This window comes from Winogradskyella psychrotolerans, assembly GCF_018860545.1.
GTDB classification, from domain to species: Bacteria; Bacteroidota; Bacteroidia; order Flavobacteriales; family Flavobacteriaceae; genus Winogradskyella; species Winogradskyella psychrotolerans_A.
The window spans coordinates 133,240-155,454 of the sequence record NZ_JAHKPN010000014.1 but is presented as its reverse complement, the minus strand read 5'-3'; the positions used below and the strand labels follow the sequence as shown (position 1 = coordinate 155,454).

The window sequence follows — 22,215 nt, the reverse complement described above, 5'->3', positions numbered from 1 at the left end:
AACGACTTATATAATGAAAACAAAATTAACTGCATTTGCGCTTCTGTTTTTAGTAACAATAGGAGTTAATGCTCAGATAGATAGATCTAAACAACCAAAGGCTGGTCCTGAACCAGAAATTAGCTTAAAAACTCCAAAAGAATTTTCTTTAAAAAATGGATTAAAAGTTTTAGTTGTTGAAAATCATAAGTTGCCAAGAGTGTCTTATTCATTACGTATAGACAATAACCCGATTGCTACTGGAGATAAAGCTGGTCTTGAGAGCATACTTGGTAGTATGTTAGGTAACGGAACAACTACTATTTCTAAAGACGACTTTAATGAAGAGATCGACTTTTTAGGCGCACGTTTAAGCTTTGGTTTTAGTGGTGGGTACGCAAGTTCTTTATCTAAATATTCGGACCGTATATTAGAGTTAATGGCCGATGCTGCTATTAATCCTTTATTAACAGAAGAAGAGTTTGAAAAAGAAAAAACGAAACTTATTGAAAACTTAAAGCAAGGTGAAAAAAGTATTGATGACATTAGCAGTCGTGTAGGTAATGCTCTTGCCTATGGAACTAAACACCCCTATGGTGAGTTTACAACTGAAGAGACTATCAATAATGTTGCTTTTGGAGATGCTTTAGCTTTTTACGAGAAATATTTTAATCCTAATCATGCCTATTTAGTAGTTATTGGCGATGTTGAATTTAAATCAATTAAAAAGCAAATAGAAAAACATTTTTCTAAATGGGATAAATCTGTAGATATCACTACAGGGTTACCTAAGGTAAACCCTAATGCACAATATACGCAGATTAATTTTGTGGATTTACCTAGTGCATCACAATCTAGTATTACCATTATGAATAATGTAGATTTAAAGATGAATGATGAAGATTATCATGCGGCTTTAATCACAAACAATATTTTAGGTGGTGGTGGAGAAGGTTATTTATTTAAAAACCTTCGTGAAGAACATGGTTATACCTATGGTGCGTATTCTAGCCTAAGAGCTAATAGATATGGAGCTGGTCGTTTTACGGCAACTGCAAAAGTAAGAGCTATGGTTACTGATAGTGCTGTGGTAGAAGCTTTAAAAGAAATTAATAGAATTAAAACAGAACCTGTAGATGCTGAGTTATTAGCAAATGCAAAAGCAAAGTATGTTGGTAATTTTATTATGGGATTAGAGAGTCCTCAAACCGTAGCGAACTATGCGTTAAATATAAAATTGAATGATTTACCTAAGGATTTTTATGCAACATATTTACAGAAAATAAATGATGTTTCTGCTGAAGACATTATGAGAGTGGCTAATAAGTATTTTAAATCAGAAAATGCTAGAGTCCTTATAGTGGGTAAAGGGAGTGATGTGATAGAAAATCTTGAAAAAACAGGAATTCCTATTAAGTATTACGATGCTTATGCAAATCCAGTTGAAAAGCCAGTTTTCTCTAAGCCATTACCAGCAGGATTAACTGCTGAGACTGTTCTTAATAATTATGTTACTGCTATTGGAGGTGAAGCGAATTTAAACAAGATTAATACGATTCTAATTAATTCTAATGTGACTATACCTGGTGCACCTTATAAACCAACTGCAGTGCGTAAGCAAATGGCGCCTAATAAGTTTTCTATGGAATTGAACATTGAAGGCATGGGTACTGTAATGAAGCAAAGCTTTAATGGTGAAACAGGATACCAAGAAGGTCAAGGTCAGAAAAGACCTATGGATGAAAAAGCGTTAGCCTCTAGTAAAGCTGAAAAAGGTTTATTTCCAGAATTGCATATGGATGCTTCTAGATTAGAATTAGAAAGTGTAATGACTATTGAAGGTAGTGACGTTTACAAAGTAAAGGTGACTAAGGGAGATGTTGTATCTTATAGATATTATGATACTAAAACGAGCTATTTATTGAGAACTGAAGAAACTACTGAAATGGGAGGTCAAACCATAACAACGGTTACGGATTATGCTAACTATAAAGAAGTAGATGGTGTAATGTTACCAAATACTATGAAATTAGCAACAGGTCCTCAAGTATTATCTTTTGAAAATACAGAAATGAAAATTAATGAAGGTGTTACAGAGGCTGATTTTAATTAATCAGAATTAAATACATATAAAGAAACCGAAGTGAGAGCTTCGGTTTTTTTATGTCTCAAAATGAGGTCTTAATTGTCATTTCAGAAGTGAATATTCAGTTGCACATCTTTAATGAATGTTGTGAATATGAGTAATTCTAATGAGTAATATAATTTCCATTTAAAGATTTGTAAAGGGAATCACAAAATTCGTTAATTGTCTCGCTAGAAACGTCAATATTTATTAGATTTATCCAAAATTATTAATTTTCAGAACTCATGAACGCAATAAAGACAATAAGTTTAATAGCTGTTATGGCTTTAATGGTTACCTCTTGTAAAAACGAATCACAACCAGAAGTTAAAACCGTAGAGGTAGAAGTTACAAAGAAAGACGTCGCAAGTGCATTAGATCCAAATGCAACGTATACTAAGGTTGAGTTTGGTATTGAAGGTATGACATGTGCTATGGGCTGTGCTAAAACAATCGAGAAGAAAATGGCTAAAATGGAAGGTGTAAAATCAGCAAAAGTTGATTTTGATAAGCGTTTAGCTATGGTAGAATATGATGAGGCTAAAGTCACTCCGGAGTCATTAGAACAAACCGTTACTAAAGTAGCAGACATTTACAAAGTAAAGAACATGCACAAAGTAGAAGAATTTGGCACTGAAGAAAAAGTAGAATAACTTTAGTGAAAAAATTATTATGAAACGCTATCCGAAAGGATGGCGTTTTTTATTTGACTTGAAGAAGAATTAAAGCTATTGCAACGCATCCTGCAGGTAAAAGCCATAATAGGAATATTGAGGTATTATGTCGTTTAGATTTAGCGTTGAGGATGTTTCTTTTTTTTCCGTTATATCGCATCCAGTTTTTAAAAATTATAATTAGACCTATTAGGCTTAATAGAACTCCAAATTTAGTGTTAGACATTATACCTATCTTCATTTGGCTTGCAAATGCCTTTAAAAATGCGCCTAGTACCAGTACAAATGAAAGCTCTAAAAAGCAAACATATAAGAGTGCTATATTGATACTTTTTTTTCCATAAGCTTTCTTATAATAATTGAATACGAAAATATAGTTAGTGTCAGGTAGAGATGCCATGTAAATAGTATTTAAAAAACAAAACCTGCTAATTATAAAATCAGCAGGTTTATATAAAAAGTTATGAATTTTTAGTTTTCACCTAAAATTTTGAAATTATCTATTTCAAATGTTCCGTCAATATCTCCACTTGATGGGTAACCACCAATATATTTAAAAGCGATATAACCAGCAGAACCAGAATAAGAACCTATGTTAATTAATCCAGAATCGAACCAATCTTGGTAAAATTCATCGTCACCAGCTATTATTGCAGGAAGTGTTGTCCATGTAGCAGAAGCGACATTAGCAGTTGTACCATCCCAATCCGTAGAGATTAATACTTCTAATTCACTATTATCAGAAAAACTATTAGATGATTGGAAATTTACAAACTCTATACCCTGTGCATCTAAATCAATAGCTGGGCTAATTAACCAAGCGATGTTTTCATCAGTACTAGAACCATAAGCACCCATTGAAGCAATAATGTTTCCTGGTCCTGGATTTCCACTATCTGTAGTAGTTAAAGCTCTCCAATTGTATGTCCCTACTTGCGCATAAGACGTCCAACCGTTACTAGAAATTGCAGACCCTGTAGACATGCTTTCAAAATCTTCTTCAAAAAGTGTAGCAAAATCGTCTAAGTTTAATAAAGAACATCTTGTACCTTCCATATCCACATCATCAACAGAGTTTAATGCTAAAACATAGCTAGAAGCATCAAATGTTTTGCTAACCACGGCTTTTATTGATCCGTTTCCTGTTGGTAGGTCGTATGCCTTAAAATCAGCGAAAGAACTTGTCTCTAAGATAAAAGTGTCATAACCAAAACCAGAACAAGATTGTAAAGTTCTAGCAGTATCATAAACTTCAATAGGATCAAAATACTGTAAACCATTTAAGTCATCTGCAAATTCAACATCATCAATTTGAACAAACATACCAACGTGTTGATCAGTGATTTCAGCAAACGTTAAGTTTAAAGGCACAATGTCTTCAGTTGTTTCTGAACGTAAGATGTTTTCCGCTATTTGGTTAAAGTTTAACGTTGTTACCGTTCCACCATATTGGTCATATTCTGGATCACCACCAATAGTGTAAACTCCACTACCTGTACGCTCTTCACCAATATAAAGACTAGTTAGTTTGATGTAAACCTCTCTACCTTTATTAAATTGATTGTAATTAGAAACTTGGTCTAAAATTACTTTCATAGCGCTAGTTGGGTTTTCGGCACTATTTTGAATGTATAATTCTTTGTAAAAATTTCCTGTTTTATCACTTGAAGAAATATAACCTTTGATGTATATTTCATTTTCAACTAAATAAGGAATAGCATCTTCATTATCCCCATCATCATTAGGATCTGAGTCATATAATGCTTTCGCATAATCAAATGAAACCTCTGTTGCAGTATCTAATAACTCTTGAAGTGCATAATTTTCTTCATCTCCTAAGCTACTAGGTATAGTGTAATCATCATCTTCCACACAAGATGTAATAGCAAATGATGCCATTAGGATCAAAATTAATTTTAAAGATTTAATCGTTTTATTCATAACATTTTTATTTATAATTATAGAACTCATGAATGTTTCACATTTCATAATCGTAATATTATTTATTAATTTTTCTTTTTTTAGAATCTGACGTTTAAGTTAACAAAATAATTTGCACCACGACCATACCAATATTTAGAACCAAATTGAGGTGTACCATCAGCGTTGTCATCTCTTAACTCGGTATAGTTAGCATTTCTTCCTTGCTCAAAACCACCTGTTTTGTAGATCTCGTCTAATAGGTTTCCTACACTTGCAAATAAACTAATGTAATACTGATCCACTTTCCAAGATTTACCACCTACTAAATTAACAACCATGTAGTCATTAATTTTCTCTTGCTTCAATAATTCTGTCGCTATTTCTTCGTCATAGTCGTTAATAGGTAATCCGTCTGAAGCTAAGTAGAAGTTTTCAGTTCTAGTTAAGGCATTGACATCTATGTAAGCATTAGAAAAGAAGTTCGCGGTAGCACCAAACCACCAGAAATCAGGATCTCTATATTCAAAACCTATCGAAGCCGCTCTCTGAGGACCTCCTGCTAATTTGTAGTCTTTTAAGTTGGCTTTACCGTAATCAATAGAACCAGAACCGTCTGCTGTTTCAAAACTTGCAGAAGTTAAATATAAATTAGGGTTATTATCGTATGTGTACTGACCGATAGAAGCTGCACCTTTTAATTTAATCGTTGGTGTTACTTGTGCTTCAATTCCTAATTCAACACCTAAGTGTTTCTTGTCAATACCCTGTAATACTTCTTGAACAAAAGCAGAGGTATCATTATCTGCAATTTCGTTTCCACCACTAATACCATCAGCATAATAGAAACCAACTTCATTAGCATCTGCGATTTGTGTATAGAAACCAGTTACTTTAGCGTTTACTATTGGAGATCTAAAAATGTAACTTGCGTCAAAAGAAGTTACTGTCTCTTCACTAATATCTCTTACAACACTATGGTTTTCTCTTGAGTTAGAATACGTATTACGTAAATTAGGAGCTCTTGTTAAGTAACCTCCATTAACGTCGATTAGGTGTTTTCCAGATATTTTGTAAGTCACACCGGCTTTACCTCCTACACCCGTAAAAGAAAGTTCTTCTCCTTTACCATATGACGTTGGAGCTTCAGGTCCAAATGTTTGAGCTTCATCAAATCTGCTGTTTTCCCATAAACCTTCTCTTTGATAGGTTGTATTTGTTATGCTACCAGAAACATAGAAATCAAATTTATTATATGTAAACTGACCTTGTGCATAAGCAGAAAGCACATCGGCATATAAATTGTAGTTATATCTGTATTTGTCTCCTTCTCCAACTAATCGATCACCATTTCGGTTATCGTATTGGTAACCGTCAAAAGAATCTACGTTTAATAAACCAACATCAGAGCCTAATAAATCAATTACTTCACCAAAGTTTTCTGATTTTAAGTTTTTGTAGTTAACGGCTCCATTAATAATAACATGCTCATTAATTTCAGATGTAAAAATAGAATTAACAGTTAACTGTTTATCATCAGATCTATCTTCGTACAATGCGTAAGCTGAACTTGTATCACTTATGTTATTAGTAACGTTAGCATCTATTATACGATTCCAGTCTAATTGGCCATCTTCTATAAATTCTTGCTCAGCTAAATAGGCTTTATCAAGATCACCTCTCTGTACATGGTAACTTGGTAATAGTTGGTAGTATGCCGCACTTGGGTTTCCACCACCACTATAATCCAATCTACTGTTTCCTAATTTACCAAATTGGTAACCTACGTTTGTGTTTAATCTCGTTTTAGAAGAAATATCCCAATAGTGATTTAACATAAATATTGGCTCTTCAACTTCTTTAATACGAGAGTTACGTTGTTCACCATCTAAACTTCCCCAATACTCATTGTATTTAATGCCTTTAAGGTCATAAATTTCTTGTGTATTTGGAGACGACTTTCCTCTTCTATTAGGGGTATAAACTGAAGTAAAGTTAATACTGTGCTTGTCGTTTATTTTCTTTTCTACAGAAGCAAAAAATGAATTAGAATCATATAAGGTTCCATCTACAAAACCTTCTTCACCCCAACGTCTTCCTAACATAAGAGCATAAGACCAGCCTCCTTCTAATAAACCAGAAGCGTAACTCGCCATAGCACGATTTGTATAACTTCTATTAGATGTAGAATATGTTATTCTTCCACCTTTTCTATATGAAGAGGCTCTTGTTATAATATTAGAAGTTCCTAAAACACCACCAAAATTGTAGTCTGAAGGCGTTAAGCCAGTTGTTAAAACTTGGTTACGCATCATGTCATTTAAACCTCCCCAATTACTCCATTGTGGTCTACCATTGTAGAGTTTGTTCATTTCAATACCATTCATCAAAACAGAACCGTTTTCAGAGTCTAAACCTCTTACCTTAAAGAAAGATGAGCTAAATTCAAAAGCTGCAGTTCTCTGAAAGATGTCTAATGAAGATGATAACAAACCAGAGATATTGTCTGCTCCACTCGTGTCATCATTTAGTTCGTCATCAGAAAGTGTAATAGTAAACATGTCTTGAACGTCGGATACATCGATATCTAAAATCATATCTGTAATATCAACTGTTTTCCCTTCATTTACAATGATTGGATAACGTTTAGTTACATATCCTTCTTTAGAAATTCTTAAAACATGTTCTCCTAATGGTACATTATTAGAGAATATAAATTCTCCAAAGCCATCAGTTAAAGTTGTTTGCTGGGTTTCTTCAATGGTAATAGTGACATCTGGAATGGGTTCCGAAGATGCAGCATCTTTTACACTACCTTTAATAATAGTGCTTTGAGCCACCATAGTAAAAGAGGAAAGAATTCCAAGTAATAAAATAATTAAACTTTTTTTCATACCTAATTTTAATGTTAATTGTCTTTGTGCATTAAATAAAAGTTATTTAAGGCTCGCAAATTTACATTATTTATAATAAATATCTACTTTTGGCTTAAGTTTTGTAAAGTAATTAATGTTAATATAACATCGACTCAATGAAAAAAATTAAACATCCTCTATTAGTATTATTTGTTTTGGTATTAATGAGTGTTAATGCTCAGGAAAAGAAAAAGTATAAAATTCATACAGTAGCATTTTATAATCTAGAGAATTTATTTGACACCATCAATGATACTACCAAGTATGATGAGGCAAGTCCTATTATGGAATTGAATGAATCTCTTAGAGCAGAAGCTTATAAGAGAAAGCTTCATAATATGGCAAAGGTCGTAGCAGATATTGGTCATGCCGACACAAAGAACACCCCTGCAATTATTGGAGTATCTGAAGTTGAAAACCGACAAGTGCTAGTAGATTTAGTTAACGAGCCAGAATTGTTACAAAAGGATTATGGTATTATCCATTTTGATTCACCAGATAAAAGAGGAATTGATGTTGCGTTACTCTATCAAAAAGCCCTCTTCAAACCTATTGATTCAAGCTCGCATGAGTTACTTATTTATGACGATTCAACAAGAGAACGTGTTTATACTAGAGACCAATTATTAGTTAGTGGTAAATTAGATGGAGATTTAATACATGTGATTGTTAATCACTGGCCATCACGAAGTGGAGGTGAAGCAAGAAGTAGGTTTAAACGTGTTGCAGCCGGAAAATTAAACAAGCGTATTATAGATTCTTTACAATCTATAGATCCTTACGCTAAAGTTCTTACAATGGGAGATTTTAACGATAACCCAACTAATGATAGTATGAAAAAGGCCTTAAAAACTGAGGCTGATAAGGAAGATGTAAAATTAAAAGGCATTTATAACCCTTATGAAAACCAATACAAAAAAATGGGGCTTGGTACAACAGGTTATAGAGATGCTTGGAGTTTATTTGATATGATTGCGTTTACACAACCTTTTTTAGAAAAAGATTATTCTTCATTTAGATTTTATAAGGCAGGCATCTTTAATAAGTCGTATTTAACAAATAAAGAAGGACGTTATAAAGGGTATCCTTTAAGAATGATTGATGCAGGACTTTCGGGAGGGTATAGTGATCACTTTCCGGTATATATCTATTTAATTAAAGAAGAATAGCGTCACAATTAAGGCATTCAATTGAATAATAAAAAAAGCGTGTAGAACTAATTCTACACGCTTTTTTTATATCAAAATTTGAAGTTTAAAACCAAAGGCTCCATGGGATTTTAGCTAAAACTAATACTAAAGCCAACGTATAAAATATAGCTAGCATCTTAAATTTTGGTTTAGATGTTAATTTCTTCTTGTGTTTTGAATAGCCTATAGTGACTAAAGTTATGGCTATAATCATCGTTAGAGGGTGCTCAACAATTAAGTTTCGTAAAGCCTTGTTGCCCATTACTTCTCCCATGCCACCAACTTGTTCAATTACAGAAAAATAGTCTTTCATGAAAAACAATACTATACCAATTAACAATTGGATATGCATTGTAATTAACGCGAACAATGAAATTCTAAAATCTTTGGCGTCAAATTCTTTGTCTCCAAAAAATTTAATAAGTGCGTTAAATGTTGCAAGGACTAAAACTAATAAAACGAGATAAGCCCATTTTGAATGTATAAATTGAACAATTTCCATATGTAATAAGTTGATTTATTTCTGCAAAAATAGGGATTTACGAGTGAATGTGATTACTCTGAAATCGTAATTTTATGTTTCAGGGTGTTTCCAAGTTCATCCGTAATCGTAATCATATGTTCTCCAGGACTGGGTAAAACTGCCATGTCATGAATATCTTTAGTGAGTCCAATGTAGTGTTCATCAATATACCAATACAATTCTAATTCAGGTTTCGAATGGGCTACTTTTAAAATTAATTCATTGGTTTTACCATCAAATCCTTTGGGTAGATAGATAATGCTTTGCTGATGAGGGTAAATAAATTCCATAGAAATTCCAGATGATTCTATACAATCTGCTCTAAAAGGAGGCAATACTTTATAATACGGATTTTTAGTTTTAAAATAATAGGCTTGTGAAGGAGGAAGTATAAACCAAGATGTCGTTGTAATGTTTGAAACAGCTTCGCAAGACGAGTTTACCTGATAACGTTTTGAAGTATCCAAATGTACCAATTTGTGAAACGGACAAGGTCCCGTTTTCTGACCACTGGCTTGTATGTATTTCATTTCTGTATCATCACAAACCGAAGACGCTCTATAACCACTTTTTTTACAGATACTCACCTCAAGCATTTCATCATAGGGTTTAGCAAACCAATCGCTTTTTGGCAGTAAGTCGAAAACTTCAAATAAAATTGGTGCTGCAGTTTGCACACCTACCAAACCTGGTCTGCCTTCGCCATCAGCATTACCAACCCAAACGCCAACCACATAATCTTTTGTAGTACCAATGGCCCAAGCATCTCTAAATCCAAAACTGGTCCCGGTTTTCCATGCAATGTCTTGTGAAGAATCATAGTATTCCCAACTGTCATCGCTCTCTGGTCGGTTCACCTGTTTCATGCTTTCAAAGGTGAGATAGATAGAAGCGGCATCAAAAACTTCTTTTTCGGAGGTAAGTGTTCCGAAGTCAATTGTTTGATTAGAATTATATATCGGTTCACAAAATTCATTTGTAAAATATTGACTAGAATTAGCGTTAAAATGATTTAAAGTCGATGCCATGGCAGCATAACTTTTACATAAATCCCAGAGGTTACTTTCTGCACCTCCAAGCACCAAGGACAATCCGTAATGATTTGCATTGTATTTTAAGTCTTTAAGTTTAAGTGCTTTGAGGTAATGATAAAAACGGTCGAGCCCAAATTCTTGAAGCATGCGAACCATAGGGACATTTAACGAGCGTGATAAGGCTTCATTGGCGTGTACTGCTCCGTCGTAGGTTTGGTTGTAATTCTCAGGTTGGTAGCTACCGAATTGTGTGGGCACATCTGCTACTAAAGTGTTTGGTAATAAATCGCCAGCATCAAGCATCGCAGCATATAAAAAAGGTTTTAATATGCTACCTGTACTTCTGGGTTTATCAATAATATCTACGCTGTTTTGATGTGTTTTGTCTGTCGGTGAATTTCCTATATAAGTGAGAACTTCTCTTGTTTTTACATCTAAAACTAAAACGGAAAGATTATGTATTTCATTTTGCTTCAATAAATCATAATGTTGTTTTACAATCGCGTTAGCTTGTTCTTGTAAATCGATTTTTATGCTCGTTTTTATCCGTTCTCCTTTATGTGTTTTAGCTATTTTTTGTAATAAATGTGGAGCTATTTGAGGTAGTGGATATGGTTTTTGGGGAAGGCCTTCAGCGATAGATAACTCATAAGTTATTTTATCTATAGTTTCATTATCATAAAGTTTTTTCAACAAGCGATTGCGCTTATCTAACAGTAGTTTTTGATTTTTACCTGGATAAATTAAACCTGGTGCATTGGGTAAAACCGCTAAAGTGGCAGTTTCGGCCCAAGATAAATTTGACGCATTTCGGTTAAAGTAACGCCAAGACGCGGCATCAATACCAACTACATTACCTCCAAATGGAGCATAGCTAGCGTAAAGGTTTAAAATGTCATCTTTAGACAATCTAAATTCTAAACGTGTCGCTAGAATCAATTCTTTAAATTTTTCAATATAGGTCCGCGATTGTCCTTGTCGAGATAGTCGAATGACTTGTTGTGTAATTGTACTGCCGCCTCGTTTTACAGTACCAGAACTCAAATTATCTTTTAAGGCTTTAAATATGGAAATTGGATTAAATCCAGGATGGTTGTAAAAGTATTCATCTTCAAATTGAAGAATACAAACCTTAAATTTTTCTGGGATACTATCACTTACCGGAAATCGCCATTGCCCATCTTCTGCAATTAGAGCTCCTAATAATTCGTCGGACTCACTTGTAATTACAGTTGCTGTAGGGTCTTTAAATAATTCTTTTGGCAAACAGATATAATAAGCCACAACAAGTACTGCGACTATTGTCCATTTTATTTTATTACGTTTTATATGGTTAATTAAGTTCAACGATTTAATATTAAAAAAAGACCTACAAGATGGTTTAAATCTTGCAGATCTTTAGGTGTCTTAAGAATCTTTTGGGATTTTAAATTCAATAATCTTTTCAGTAATATTGTCTTCAAAATCTGTCAATATAACTTTAAGAAATACACGATTTGTAGCAACACTAACAGGATGGTTCTTTACCTTTTTTATGGTCTTAAAATAATTTAACCAATCTTCTCCGCATTGGTCAATAACTTCCGCTTTTAAATCTTCAATTGAGGTATCAATAAAGTGCTTCCAATCGTTTTCTGTATAGGCTAAAGTTTCAAATGTATTAGCGGTTATTTGCTTTAGTGGTTTCCATTCCAAATCAAAATGTTTCCAATCTTGAGCATCACATTGCGCATCTGCACTCATAAATGAAATGCTGTTTTCGTAACGTTGAAAAATGCTCACATGTTTATAATCATTATCAACTAAAACAATTTGTTTTCTTTCAGGTGATGCACCTATGTCCACATTGATTGTTGTGGAATCTTGCTGTTTTAAATTGTGTGTTCTTTTGTAGTCGCTTGTGGCTAGTTTTTTTATTTCAATATTCAATTTATCTAAGTCCAATCGAATAGTTTTAGCAATTTTTGTTGACGATAAATAGCCATTAAACACATAACCAATATGGTTTCGGGTTTTAACTTTTACCCATTCGCCGCTGACTTTTTTACCACCATCGAGGACTACAAGTTTATTATTAGTTTTTTCTAATACACCTATGGCTTGTCCGTACGCCAATTTGCTTAACATTTTTCCGTTGACGTCGGGTTGGTCTCTAAGAGATAATCCACTTTCTGCGGCAACATATGCCGTTTGTTGAGCTGTTACTGCTGTTACACTTAATAACATTACAATCGCTAAAATCTGTTTTAAATTGTTCATAATTTTTTGTTTTTGGGTTAAACATTAATAGCGGTTTTTTGATACCATTTACACCTTGTATTTATTCGGTAAAAATATTCTTTTTTGCACTGCACTTTGTTATAAAAATCAACCATAGCTATGGCTATGCTTGATTTTGATGCCTCGTTTATTACAAAAAATTTACATTTTATACTTCAAATGAATTCAAAACCTAAATAGTATTTTAGGATTCTTGTCTGTCGACCGACAAGTTTTAGTTTATGCTGAACTAGTTTCAGTAGTTTCTGTTTTTATACTGTTGTCATTTCGAGTGAATTTTAAGCTTTTTTGAGCTTGAAATTTGTATCGAGAAACATTTTAATTTGTATGGTTCTCGATACAATTCTGACGAAAAAGTCAGAATCACTCGAACTGACGAGATTTGTGTTGACTTATTCTGCAAGGTCTTCTTTTGACCTTGTAGGTATTATTATTATTATTATTAATTGGGTTGATTAAGACCTACAATGCAGGTCCTAGTATTATTTCTCAACCGTTACCCATTCCCCTTTATTTCTCACCAAATAGTCATTATCATACATGGCTTCAGCTTGTGAGCCTGGTAAATAATAGGTGCCTAAGTAGGATGCGTTTAATAAAACGGTAAAGGTTTTAGTGCCATATTTTCCCTTGGCATTCATATCAAAATAGAAATTCACGCGGTCATCTCTAATATCTGTATATCTGGCTTGACTGACCATTGTATCTCCAAAATCTGTAAATCTAGTATTTACAATATCCCAACCTGAAGGGAAAATCTGCGTTAACGCTACATCGTGTACATAATCATTGGTTAAGTTTGAAATGCTTACCGTCGCTACAAAATCTTGCCCTTGTTGTAGTGTTTTAACATCAATTCTGTTGCCTTGTAAATCTTTATAAATTGTTGAAATACTAAAGCCACGTTGTTCCGCTAATTCTTCGCCTAATTTCAATTTACCAGAGTTTAAAATGCGTACATAAACCAAATTATCTTTAGCGTTGTTAATCGTAATTTGATTGCTGCCATCAGCAATCGGAATACTGCGTTGCGCAATGGCATTTTTAGTATCTATAGTTTCTGATTTACCATTTATACTGTAGGAAAGTTTTAAATCTTTTCCGCCATTTTTAATCACCATTTTCCCCATGGCTAATAAACTGTAGGCTGTGGTTTGCGTACTCATCCAGTTATCACTCGATAAATCTTTAGCAATAGATTTTGCTAAGTCTTTAGCTCTTGGATTGCCAGTGATAATCATGGTTTCTAAAGCCATGGCTCTGTTTCTGTCTACTGAACCATAGGTGTAATAGTTAGATCTTGGTGGCTGAAAATTAATATTTGCCGTTTTTGAAATGGCATCACTCGCTTCTTTCTGTCCCGCTAAAGCATAGGCTGCTGCTAATCGCCATTTGGCTTCGTTTGAGATTTCTTCAAACTCACGCAATCTATTCATGCTTGCTAAATCTGGACTTCCAGCTAAAGCCAAGGTATATAATCGATACGCTTGTGCTAAATCGGAATGATAGATTTTATAACTCGGTCTCCAGTTTCGAGCCGCTTGCTGTTGGTAGGCAATCCAATTGCTTTTAAACGTTAATGGTAAAACAAAGCCTTTCTTCTCCGCTTCAATCATAAAGTGGCCAGCATAACTTGTGCTCCAATCATTGGCAGTGCTTTCTCCCATCCAATAACTCATACCTCCATTGGCTTTTTGGAAATTCCCTAAACGTTTGATGCCACTTTCAATATTACTTTGGATCTCTTTTTTCTTTTGAGCTGTTAAGTCAAATATATCAGCTAAAAATAATTGCGGAAATACTCCAGAGGTGGTTTGTTCTAAACACCCATGAGGATAACGAACTAAATATTGTAATCTCCCTGTGAAATCCATTGGTGGTAAGGTTGAAAATTCTACCGTTGCCGAATTTGTTCCTGCAACTCCAAAGGTGGTCACGTCGATGTTTTTAGTGGCATTGGCTTCTAATTCATAATCCATAATACGCGATGTAAAAGGATTAGGATTTTCCACATCGATTTCAACTTTGTAGGTTGATTTTTCGCCGTGTCCTGTCGCAATAACTTCAACGGTATTGATGCCTTTTGCTTTGGTGACATCCAGTTCAAAATAGACCATTTTTTCATCTGGCTTATCGAATGAAAGAGATTGTGTCGCGTTTCCTTTTACAGTAATACCATCGCTTAATTTTAAGGATAAATTCACGTTTTTAACCTTGTCTTCCATAGCAAAAACTGTTACAGGTAATGTCACTTTTTCACCAGGACTCAATTTTCGTGGTAACGTGGCTAAAACCATTAAAGGTTGTTTCACCTGAACAGACTTATCGACGCTTCCATAAGCTTCTGTGGCGTTGTTTCCTGCCACAACCATAGCTCTTACTGCACCAATATAATTTGGCATTTTAAGTTGATGTGTTTTCGTTTGACCTTTATCTAAAAGGAAAGGGCCCAAATACGTCACTACAGGCTTAAAACGGTTGGCTTTTTTGTTTTTTCCTGCAGCTGCACTACCATCACCACCAATCGCGAATACTTGGTCAATACTTCCTGAATACGCTCCAATAACATCATCAAAAATGTCCCAAGTTTTTACACCTAAAGCTTCACGTGCATAGAAACTATCCCAAGCATTTGGTGTTTTAAAACGTGTTAAATCTAACAAGCCTTCTTCTACAACCGCTATGGTATAGGTCATAGATTTGTTATGCTTTTCAGATACTTTTATCTCGTAAGATTGCTCAGGCCTAATAACATCTGGCATTTTAATTTGAGGTTCTAATTTGGTTGCTGGATCTTCTACCATCATCGGAATGACTCCATACAAACGAATTGGTAAATCGTTAGACGTTATCGCATGCGGTTGCAATAATGAAATGTTGATAAAGACGTTTGGTGCCATTTCTGAAGTTACAGGAATGTCGATAGTCGTTTCACCTGGTTTCGTTTTTACCCATTGCTGTTGCAATACTTCCGAACCATTTTCTATACTTACCAAAGCTCTGCCTTCTGAACCTGATGGGAAGGTTAATTTGGCAGTTTCTCCAACATTATAATTTTCTTTGTCAGTTGAAAACACTAACATTTTAGCCGCTTCTTTATCACTTGAAGGATTTGAAGACCACCAGTTTTTATAGAAATAAGCCGTTCTTCCTGTAGCATGTCCGCTTACAGGATCTACAACTCTAATTAAGTAACGTCCGCGTTCGTCTTCTGGAATCTTCAATTTGAAATTCGCTTTTCCGTTAGCATCTGTATTCACAGAAAACGTCTGAACAGGTCTGTGGTAATTGCTGGACACGTAGCTCGATAGGTTATCATAAGAGGAATTCCACCACCAACGCCATTCGACTTTATAGACTTTAACTTCTAGCTTTTCTCTTTTAATAGGTTTGCCTTGCGCAGTTACGGTTGCTATATCAAAGGTGTGATTTTCATCTGTAAAATAGGAGCCGTAGTTATTGCCTTTTGGTGATTGTAACCCGACAAAACTCTCGTAAGGCGCGTAAGGCATGGTAAAGGCATCTAGTGAAAAATCACCGCCATTTTCAAAAGCTCTTACGAGGAATTGAGCCGTTAACATACCTGGGGCATTTTTACCAATATTCAATTTTGAATTGATAGTTGCATTTCCGTCTGCGTTTAAATTACCTTCAAACACATTGGTTTCTTCAGAATTAAATGTGCGTGTAGGATCGTTAAAAACGTAATCTTTATAGCCTTTAAAACTGGTGTACGTTGATGTGAATTTTGCTTTTATTTCAGCTTTTAAATTCTTCGCTGGTGCACCATGTAACCACGTCACGTTTAAGTCACCTTGAAGCGGTTTGTCATTGGTTAAAATATCATTTTCAAAATCTATTTTTATTTTTAATCGGTTTGGTTTTACGGTTTCAATTTTTAAGCCTTTTGAAAATGTAGCTCCTCCAACAGAAACCTTTGCGTTATAATTTCCGGTTTTGTAATCGGTTGAGGTTGGTACAGTGAAATCATAGAAATTATTAAGGTTGTCTATCGATATTTTTCTGTATACCAATTTTCCAACAGGATCTGTGATTTCTAATTTTACAGGATGACGCTTTGGTAGTTTATTCGCAACGTCATTCAACATAAAGGTTAAAAACAAACTGTCTCCAGGTCTCCAAACGCCACGTTCTGCATAGATGTAGCCTTTAAGTCCACGTTGTAATCGGTTACCAGACACATCGAATTTACTCAATGATAAAGACATACCATCGTGTAATTTGATATAGCTCACGTTGCTGCCTTTGGTCGCAATAGCAAAAGCGGCTCTGTGTTTAGCATCGATTTTTAGCATGCCTTCTTTATTGGTAATGCCATCGGCTAATTCTTGTTGTTGGTAATTGTATAAGGTGATTTTTGTAGCGCTTTCTGGACTTGTCGTTAAAATATTAGTCACCGCAAATACATACGTGTTATCGGCACCTTGCTTCGCAATTATACCAAGATCTGAACTGATTAAATTCTGAGACACCACGCGATTGCCGTAATTAAAATAAGATTCGGTACAAGGATTGTCTCTATCTCTCCAACGGTAATTGGTGTTTCTGTAGCTATAGGTTAAATTGTCCCAATAGCGTTCTTCGCGTAAGTCTTCTTCTTCCTCAGTACTTTCCTCAGAAGCGTAGTCGCCTTCCTCGTAATAATCGTCGTAGTAATCATCGTCATCAATGTTTGTTGTTTCTGCATTTGAGGAACAATCATAAAGCGAATACTCCTTTTTAAAACTTAACTCTACTCTGTAAATCGCACCAGGATCTGCTTTCAGATATTTAGATAAATCGATGCTGTAGGCTTTCCATTTTCCTGTGTTTTGATGCTCTTCTTGTATTAAGGTGATGGTTTCTTTAACGATGCGTCGTCCTACTTTTTTAATAGCATATTGATCACCACTATTGAGGTCGTAATCTTGTAAAAATTGAAGGACATTATCTTCAAATATTTTAATGATTCTCACATCGACTTTACTCAAGTTAACGGCTTCAAAATTGAATTTTAATTCATTTGAATTTGGAAGAATACTGCCGTTGCTAATAAGTCGGACTTCAGGTTTTAATTCTTCAAAGGTTACCGGTTCTGAAAACGGCTTTTTCAGTTTGAAACCATCGGTATTTTTGATGCCTTGAAAGACATCAACTTGAATATCTCCAACCAATTTAGAATCTGGGTACACACGCAACACATTACCATCAACAATATATTTAGGATTTTTAACACCTTGAAGCGACACCAATCCAGCGAAATTTTGCTGCTTCACTAAAGGGTCTGAAAAGTTAAGTGATAAGAATTGTTCCGGACTTTGAACAACCTCAGTATTCACAATGGTAAAGTTGTTTTTTCCTGGAATAATGATGAAATTTTCACCTTTATTTTCTGCGTTTATCGCAGATCCATCCCATGCGATATCAATTTTACTATCTTCAACTAAACGGTTGATACTATCTATTTTAAACTCGAAGAATTTTGAAGTTTCAGCAGCGTCATTCCACACTAATTGTAATGATTTTGAATTCTGAGAAGCAGACACTAATTTTTTAGCTTCGGCAAGTGAAATTACATCAGCCGATCGTAATTGCGCAAATATATACTGCCATTCTTTACTATAGGATTGTAGGTTTTGGGTGGTGATATTAAAACTTGGCGTAATAGTTTTGAATTGAAACGTATATTCTTCAAATGTTTTCGGAACGTTCTTATAAATGTCATTTAGCTTAACATTTACAGTGTACTCTGTGGCAGGTTCTAGATGCTCATCTGGTGTGAAAAGTAAGGTATGATTGTTCATGGCTTTTAATTGGCCTTGAACGTGAGGTGTTATTTTAACAAGTTCTGTTGGTAGGATTTTATCGATTTCCCATCCGTTAACCGTATCTGAAAGACTGATTTTTATAGGATCGGCAACGGACACTAAACCTGAAGTTGTATAGCTGATGTAATCTCGGTACTTAAAAATATTATCAGTTTCTACAGGTGTTTTTTTACATGACACAACAAAAACGAGAATTAAGAGTAGGAGGAGGTGCTTTTTGATGTTCATGATGATGGATTTTATTTTAAATTGTGATTAAAACAAGAGTAAGTACATTCTTGTTAAATAAGTACGGCAATTTTAAAACGTTTAGACTTTAGGTTATTGTTAAATTGTTCTTAAAGTTAAGAATTGTTAGCAAATGAGTTAATGAAATTGAGATTGTTTTACTAAAGAAATGTGATTTTGTTGCACCTGCGAAGCCGTTATAATCCTTTCAATACATTGTGGATACCTCATTAAGTTCGGAATGACAAGTTACTATTCTATATAACTTTCTATATCTTTTTTTAATTGCTCTGCTTCATCATTGACTTGATTTAAAGTTTCGAAGTAAGCGATATTAACACCTAAAAAGGCATTTAATGATTGTATATATTCGCTGTCATTTTTTAGTCCTTCAAAATCATTGGGAACCATCTTGTCAATAGAATTACTAATAATAACTGTTGTGAAATACTTTCTGTAATAATCCATCATATAGCTATAAAAATCCATGTGTACTTCTTCAAAACTGCCTTGAGTATCGTTAATAGAAGAGGTGTGAAATTTACCAATCGCTGAACGAATCTTAGGATTTTCAACAAGGTCAGTGCCAATAGACACTAAGGATTGATAACCACTGGTTTTAAAATCTATCTCATCGTAAGCGTGAGCGGCCCTAAAATGATATGCCAAAGAATCATGATAAGGTTTATCGGTTTTAAGCACATCAATTATGGTATTAATCGAATTTATAGTTCTATTTAAGTTGTTCGTTCTTTTATTGAGAACTCGGTCTAAATCTTGAAGTGTATAGTCTAAGTCTGAAATAATTTCAGTTAAAACTTGATGTTCTTTTTCTTTCGCTTTTTTACCTTCATTCCAATTATTAATCTGAAGTGCAATGAGAATACCAATAACCACAAGTATAATTTCGCCAATGGCATATTTGAAGTATTTGGATGTTTTGTTTTCCATAATGAGGTTTTGACGGATTTTTCGGAAGAATTTTATCATGGGTTAGCGGTTGGTGGTCATAAAGTGCAACGGTTTAAATATTAGTTATTTAATTGTCTTTTTTTTAATTCAGTAAAAATGGTCTTTAGTTGATTTAAGGATTCAATGGATCGCTCATAGGCTTCTTTATTAAAATTTAAAGATGTTTTTCTTGCTAAAATATAATTCTGAAAATGGATTTCTTTTGCATAACTTTTTGCAGTTAACTGCATTTCAAAAAAGCTTACATTTCTAATTAAAAAATCGTTATAATAATTACTAAACCCATCAAAATCCAAATCTTCAACGACTTTTATATTATTAAAAGTTTCGTAAGGTTCAGAAATAGCGTTACGTACGTTTAAATCATCAAATAGTTTTAGGTCTCCAGAAAACTTCAAATTTTCGTAGGTTACCGTTGATGGGTTAAAGTAGTCTGTATCCATGAGCCTAAAGGCTTTTGGTGGCAATTTGGGATTATTGTAATCTTTGGTGTATAATATGTAACCTAAAGTGTCAACTTCTTTAAGCATTTCAATTGTAAACTCCTTAAGCTCTTTTAATCGATTTAGGTTGCGGTTGGCTTCATCTTCTAACTGAATGATATATAAATCGCGTAATTCCAAGTTGTTTTTGTCTTTTGCATTTTCGTTAATTGCTAAAGCAATTAGAATACCTATTATGACCAGCACTATTTCGCCAATGGCATAGAGTACATATTTACTGAACTTGTTTTCAGAGAGTAATTGCTGTCTAATGTGTCTAAAGAATTTTATCATTGGTTAATGGTTTGTGCTTTCATTATTTTTTTAATTCTAGATTAATAATTTCAATAATGGAATCTGCGGTTTTATTGATTTTAATAAGCCCTTTAATACTAGTTCTATTCACAGCTTGTTTCCAAGTAACGTAGGATTCAAATGCTATTATCATATCTGGAATTCTATCATCAAAATCTAATTTTTTAAATAATTCTGGCTGATTAGGAAAGTTCTCAATATTAAGTAGAACTCCACCTTTGTCAGCAAAATTCTTCAACAAATCATTAACATCTTCATTGTTGTCCCTAGCAAGTATTTCAATCTGGTTTTTGCTACCATTATATTCAGTTATTACTTCTATTATCTTTGGGTTTAATATTTGCAAATCACCCGTATTAATTAAGGTTTCTATGGTTTTTGTTTTAAACTCTAAATCTAATGTTAAAACGTCATTTGTGCCTAAATTTTTAAGAATTTCTGCAAGGCTTAAATTCGGTTTATGATAGCTTTTTCTATAGTTGTCGTATAATGTTACAGATGAATCAACTCTTGAGATATATCTATTGGCATACGCTTTATCAGCTTTTAAATCTGATAAAAGTCGATTGTAGTAATTTTTCGCTAATATGTTTTCTTTCCGTGACTGATTCCAGTTGTTAATTTGTAATGCAATTAAAATCCCAATAACCACAAGCACAATTTCGCCAATGGCATATTTAAAGTATTTGGATGTTTTGTTATGTTCCATGAGGTCTTTTCTAATATATCTGAAAAATTTAATCATATTTTTAGTTTCTATTTTTTCCGCAAGCGGCTATCTTCACCAAAGGTCTGCTAGACCTTTGATTTTGCTTTTGCAAAATTGTGTTTCGATAATCTAAAGAATTTTATCATATTCATTTCCCGAGAAAGCGGGAATCTTATTGATTAATTGTTGGCTATAATGAAGTAGAAACATTGTAGTGCTTTCATTATTTTTTCAATTCCTTATTAATAAGAATTTCAATTTCCTCCATATCAGCTAGAATTTTCTTAAATCTTATAAGACTTCCTTTTTCCGAATTTACTTTGTTATTTTGACTGGACTCCAATGCTACAAGAAGTTCTATTTGACGATTTTTTTCAAATACCCATTCTAATAGTTTAGGTTGGTTTTTAATATTTTTGAACACAAAATCTACACTGCCATATATTTGACTAGCATTAAATTCTGCTTTTGATGCTCTATCATTATTGTATTTAGAAACATTTTCTGTTTCTTCTTTATATTTTTCTAAACTGATTAGTTTTTCTCTAATAATAGGTGGTATTAGTTTAATATCTCCAGTGTTTTCTATAGTTGAAATTGTGTTAGATTTGAATTGAACATTTTTAAATAACCAATTTAAATTACTAATATTATTAATTATTTGAATTGTAGGAAGGTTTGGTTGATTAAAGGTTTCTTTATAGGCTTTATATTTCACCATATTAGAATCAATTGATAATGAAGCCTCTTTTATGTATTTTTTGTCTTTTTCAAAATCTTGTAATAATTGTTTATAATAAACTTGCCTTAAATTTTCAGTTTTCCGTTCATCATTGAGATTGTTCAATTGTAATGCAATTAAAATCCCAATAACCACAAGCACAATTTCTCCGATGGCATATTTAAAGTATTTGGATGTTTTGCTTTGTTCCATGAGGTCTTTTCTAATATATCTGAAAAATTTAATCATATTTTTAGTTTCTATTTTTTCCGCAAGCGACTATCTTCACCAAAGGTTTACTAGACCTTTGATTTTGCTTT

General features: G+C 33.7%; 13 protein-coding genes. 3 read left to right on the top strand and 10 right to left on the bottom strand.

Annotation, left to right across the window (positions count from 1 at the left end):
- Nucleotides 1–13: 13 nt before the first annotated feature.
- The gene (locus tag KO515_RS07985; protein WP_215935849.1) at nucleotides 14–2,092 is read left to right on the top strand and encodes an insulinase family protein; all 2,079 of its coding nucleotides are present in this window, start codon (nucleotides 14–16) and stop codon (nucleotides 2,090–2,092) included.
- Between the two features lie 257 nt (nucleotides 2,093–2,349).
- Nucleotides 2,350–2,757, top strand: coding sequence for a cation transporter (locus KO515_RS07980; protein WP_215935848.1), 408 nt, complete (start codon nucleotides 2,350–2,352; stop codon nucleotides 2,755–2,757).
- A gap of 492 nt (nucleotides 2,758–3,249) precedes the next feature.
- On the opposite strand, the gene KO515_RS07975 is transcribed toward KO515_RS07980, so the two are convergent.
- Nucleotides 3,250–4,677, bottom strand: coding sequence for a DUF5689 domain-containing protein (locus KO515_RS07975; protein ID WP_252723813.1), 1,428 nt, complete (start codon nucleotides 4,675–4,677; stop codon nucleotides 3,250–3,252).
- A 122-nt stretch (nucleotides 4,678–4,799) separates the two neighbouring features.
- The gene (locus tag KO515_RS07970) at nucleotides 4,800–7,592 is read right to left on the bottom strand and encodes a TonB-dependent receptor (RefSeq protein ID WP_215935846.1); all 2,793 of its coding nucleotides are present in this window, start codon (nucleotides 7,590–7,592) and stop codon (nucleotides 4,800–4,802) included.
- Nucleotides 7,593–7,729: 137 nt separating this feature from the next.
- Between KO515_RS07970 and KO515_RS07965 the strand changes: the two genes are divergently transcribed.
- Nucleotides 7,730–8,782 carry an endonuclease/exonuclease/phosphatase family protein gene (locus tag KO515_RS07965; RefSeq protein ID WP_215935845.1) on the top strand — a complete coding sequence of 351 codons (1,053 nt, stop codon included), beginning with the start codon at nucleotides 7,730–7,732 and terminating at the stop codon, nucleotides 8,780–8,782.
- 85 nt (nucleotides 8,783–8,867) lie between these two features.
- On the opposite strand, the gene KO515_RS07960 is transcribed toward KO515_RS07965, so the two are convergent.
- The 8 genes from KO515_RS07960 to KO515_RS07925 all read right to left on the bottom strand — a co-directional run bounded on the left by KO515_RS07960 (nucleotide 8,868) and on the right by KO515_RS07925 (nucleotide 22,144).
- Complete coding sequence (locus tag KO515_RS07960; protein WP_215935844.1) at nucleotides 8,868–9,305, bottom strand: hypothetical protein; 438 nt, start codon at nucleotides 9,303–9,305, stop codon at nucleotides 8,868–8,870.
- A gap of 53 nt (nucleotides 9,306–9,358) precedes the next feature.
- On the bottom strand, nucleotides 9,359–11,707 hold the full coding sequence (gene pbpC / locus KO515_RS07955) for a penicillin-binding protein 1C (RefSeq protein ID WP_215935843.1): 2,349 nt from the start codon (nucleotides 11,705–11,707) through the stop codon (nucleotides 9,359–9,361).
- 60 nt (nucleotides 11,708–11,767) lie between these two features.
- Complete coding sequence (locus tag KO515_RS07950) at nucleotides 11,768–12,619, bottom strand: SH3 domain-containing protein (protein WP_215935842.1); 852 nt, start codon at nucleotides 12,617–12,619, stop codon at nucleotides 11,768–11,770.
- A gap of 503 nt (nucleotides 12,620–13,122) precedes the next feature.
- Complete coding sequence (locus KO515_RS07945) at nucleotides 13,123–18,696, bottom strand: alpha-2-macroglobulin family protein (RefSeq protein WP_215935841.1); 5,574 nt, start codon at nucleotides 18,694–18,696, stop codon at nucleotides 13,123–13,125.
- 252 nt (nucleotides 18,697–18,948) lie between these two features.
- Complete coding sequence (locus tag KO515_RS07940; protein ID WP_215935840.1) at nucleotides 18,949–19,647, bottom strand: DUF6090 family protein; 699 nt, start codon at nucleotides 19,645–19,647, stop codon at nucleotides 18,949–18,951.
- A gap of 80 nt (nucleotides 19,648–19,727) precedes the next feature.
- Nucleotides 19,728–20,444 (bottom strand): hypothetical protein, encoded by a 717-nt coding sequence (locus tag KO515_RS07935; RefSeq protein WP_215935839.1) that lies wholly within the window; start codon nucleotides 20,442–20,444, stop codon nucleotides 19,728–19,730.
- A 22-nt stretch (nucleotides 20,445–20,466) separates the two neighbouring features.
- Entirely contained in the window at nucleotides 20,467–21,174 is a 708-nt protein-coding gene (locus tag KO515_RS07930) for a DUF6090 family protein (protein WP_215935885.1), read from the bottom strand.
- A gap of 223 nt (nucleotides 21,175–21,397) precedes the next feature.
- Nucleotides 21,398–22,144, bottom strand: a complete 747-nt coding sequence (locus KO515_RS07925; protein WP_215935884.1) for a hypothetical protein — start codon at nucleotides 22,142–22,144, stop codon at nucleotides 21,398–21,400.
- Nucleotides 22,145–22,215: the final 71 nt, after the last annotated feature.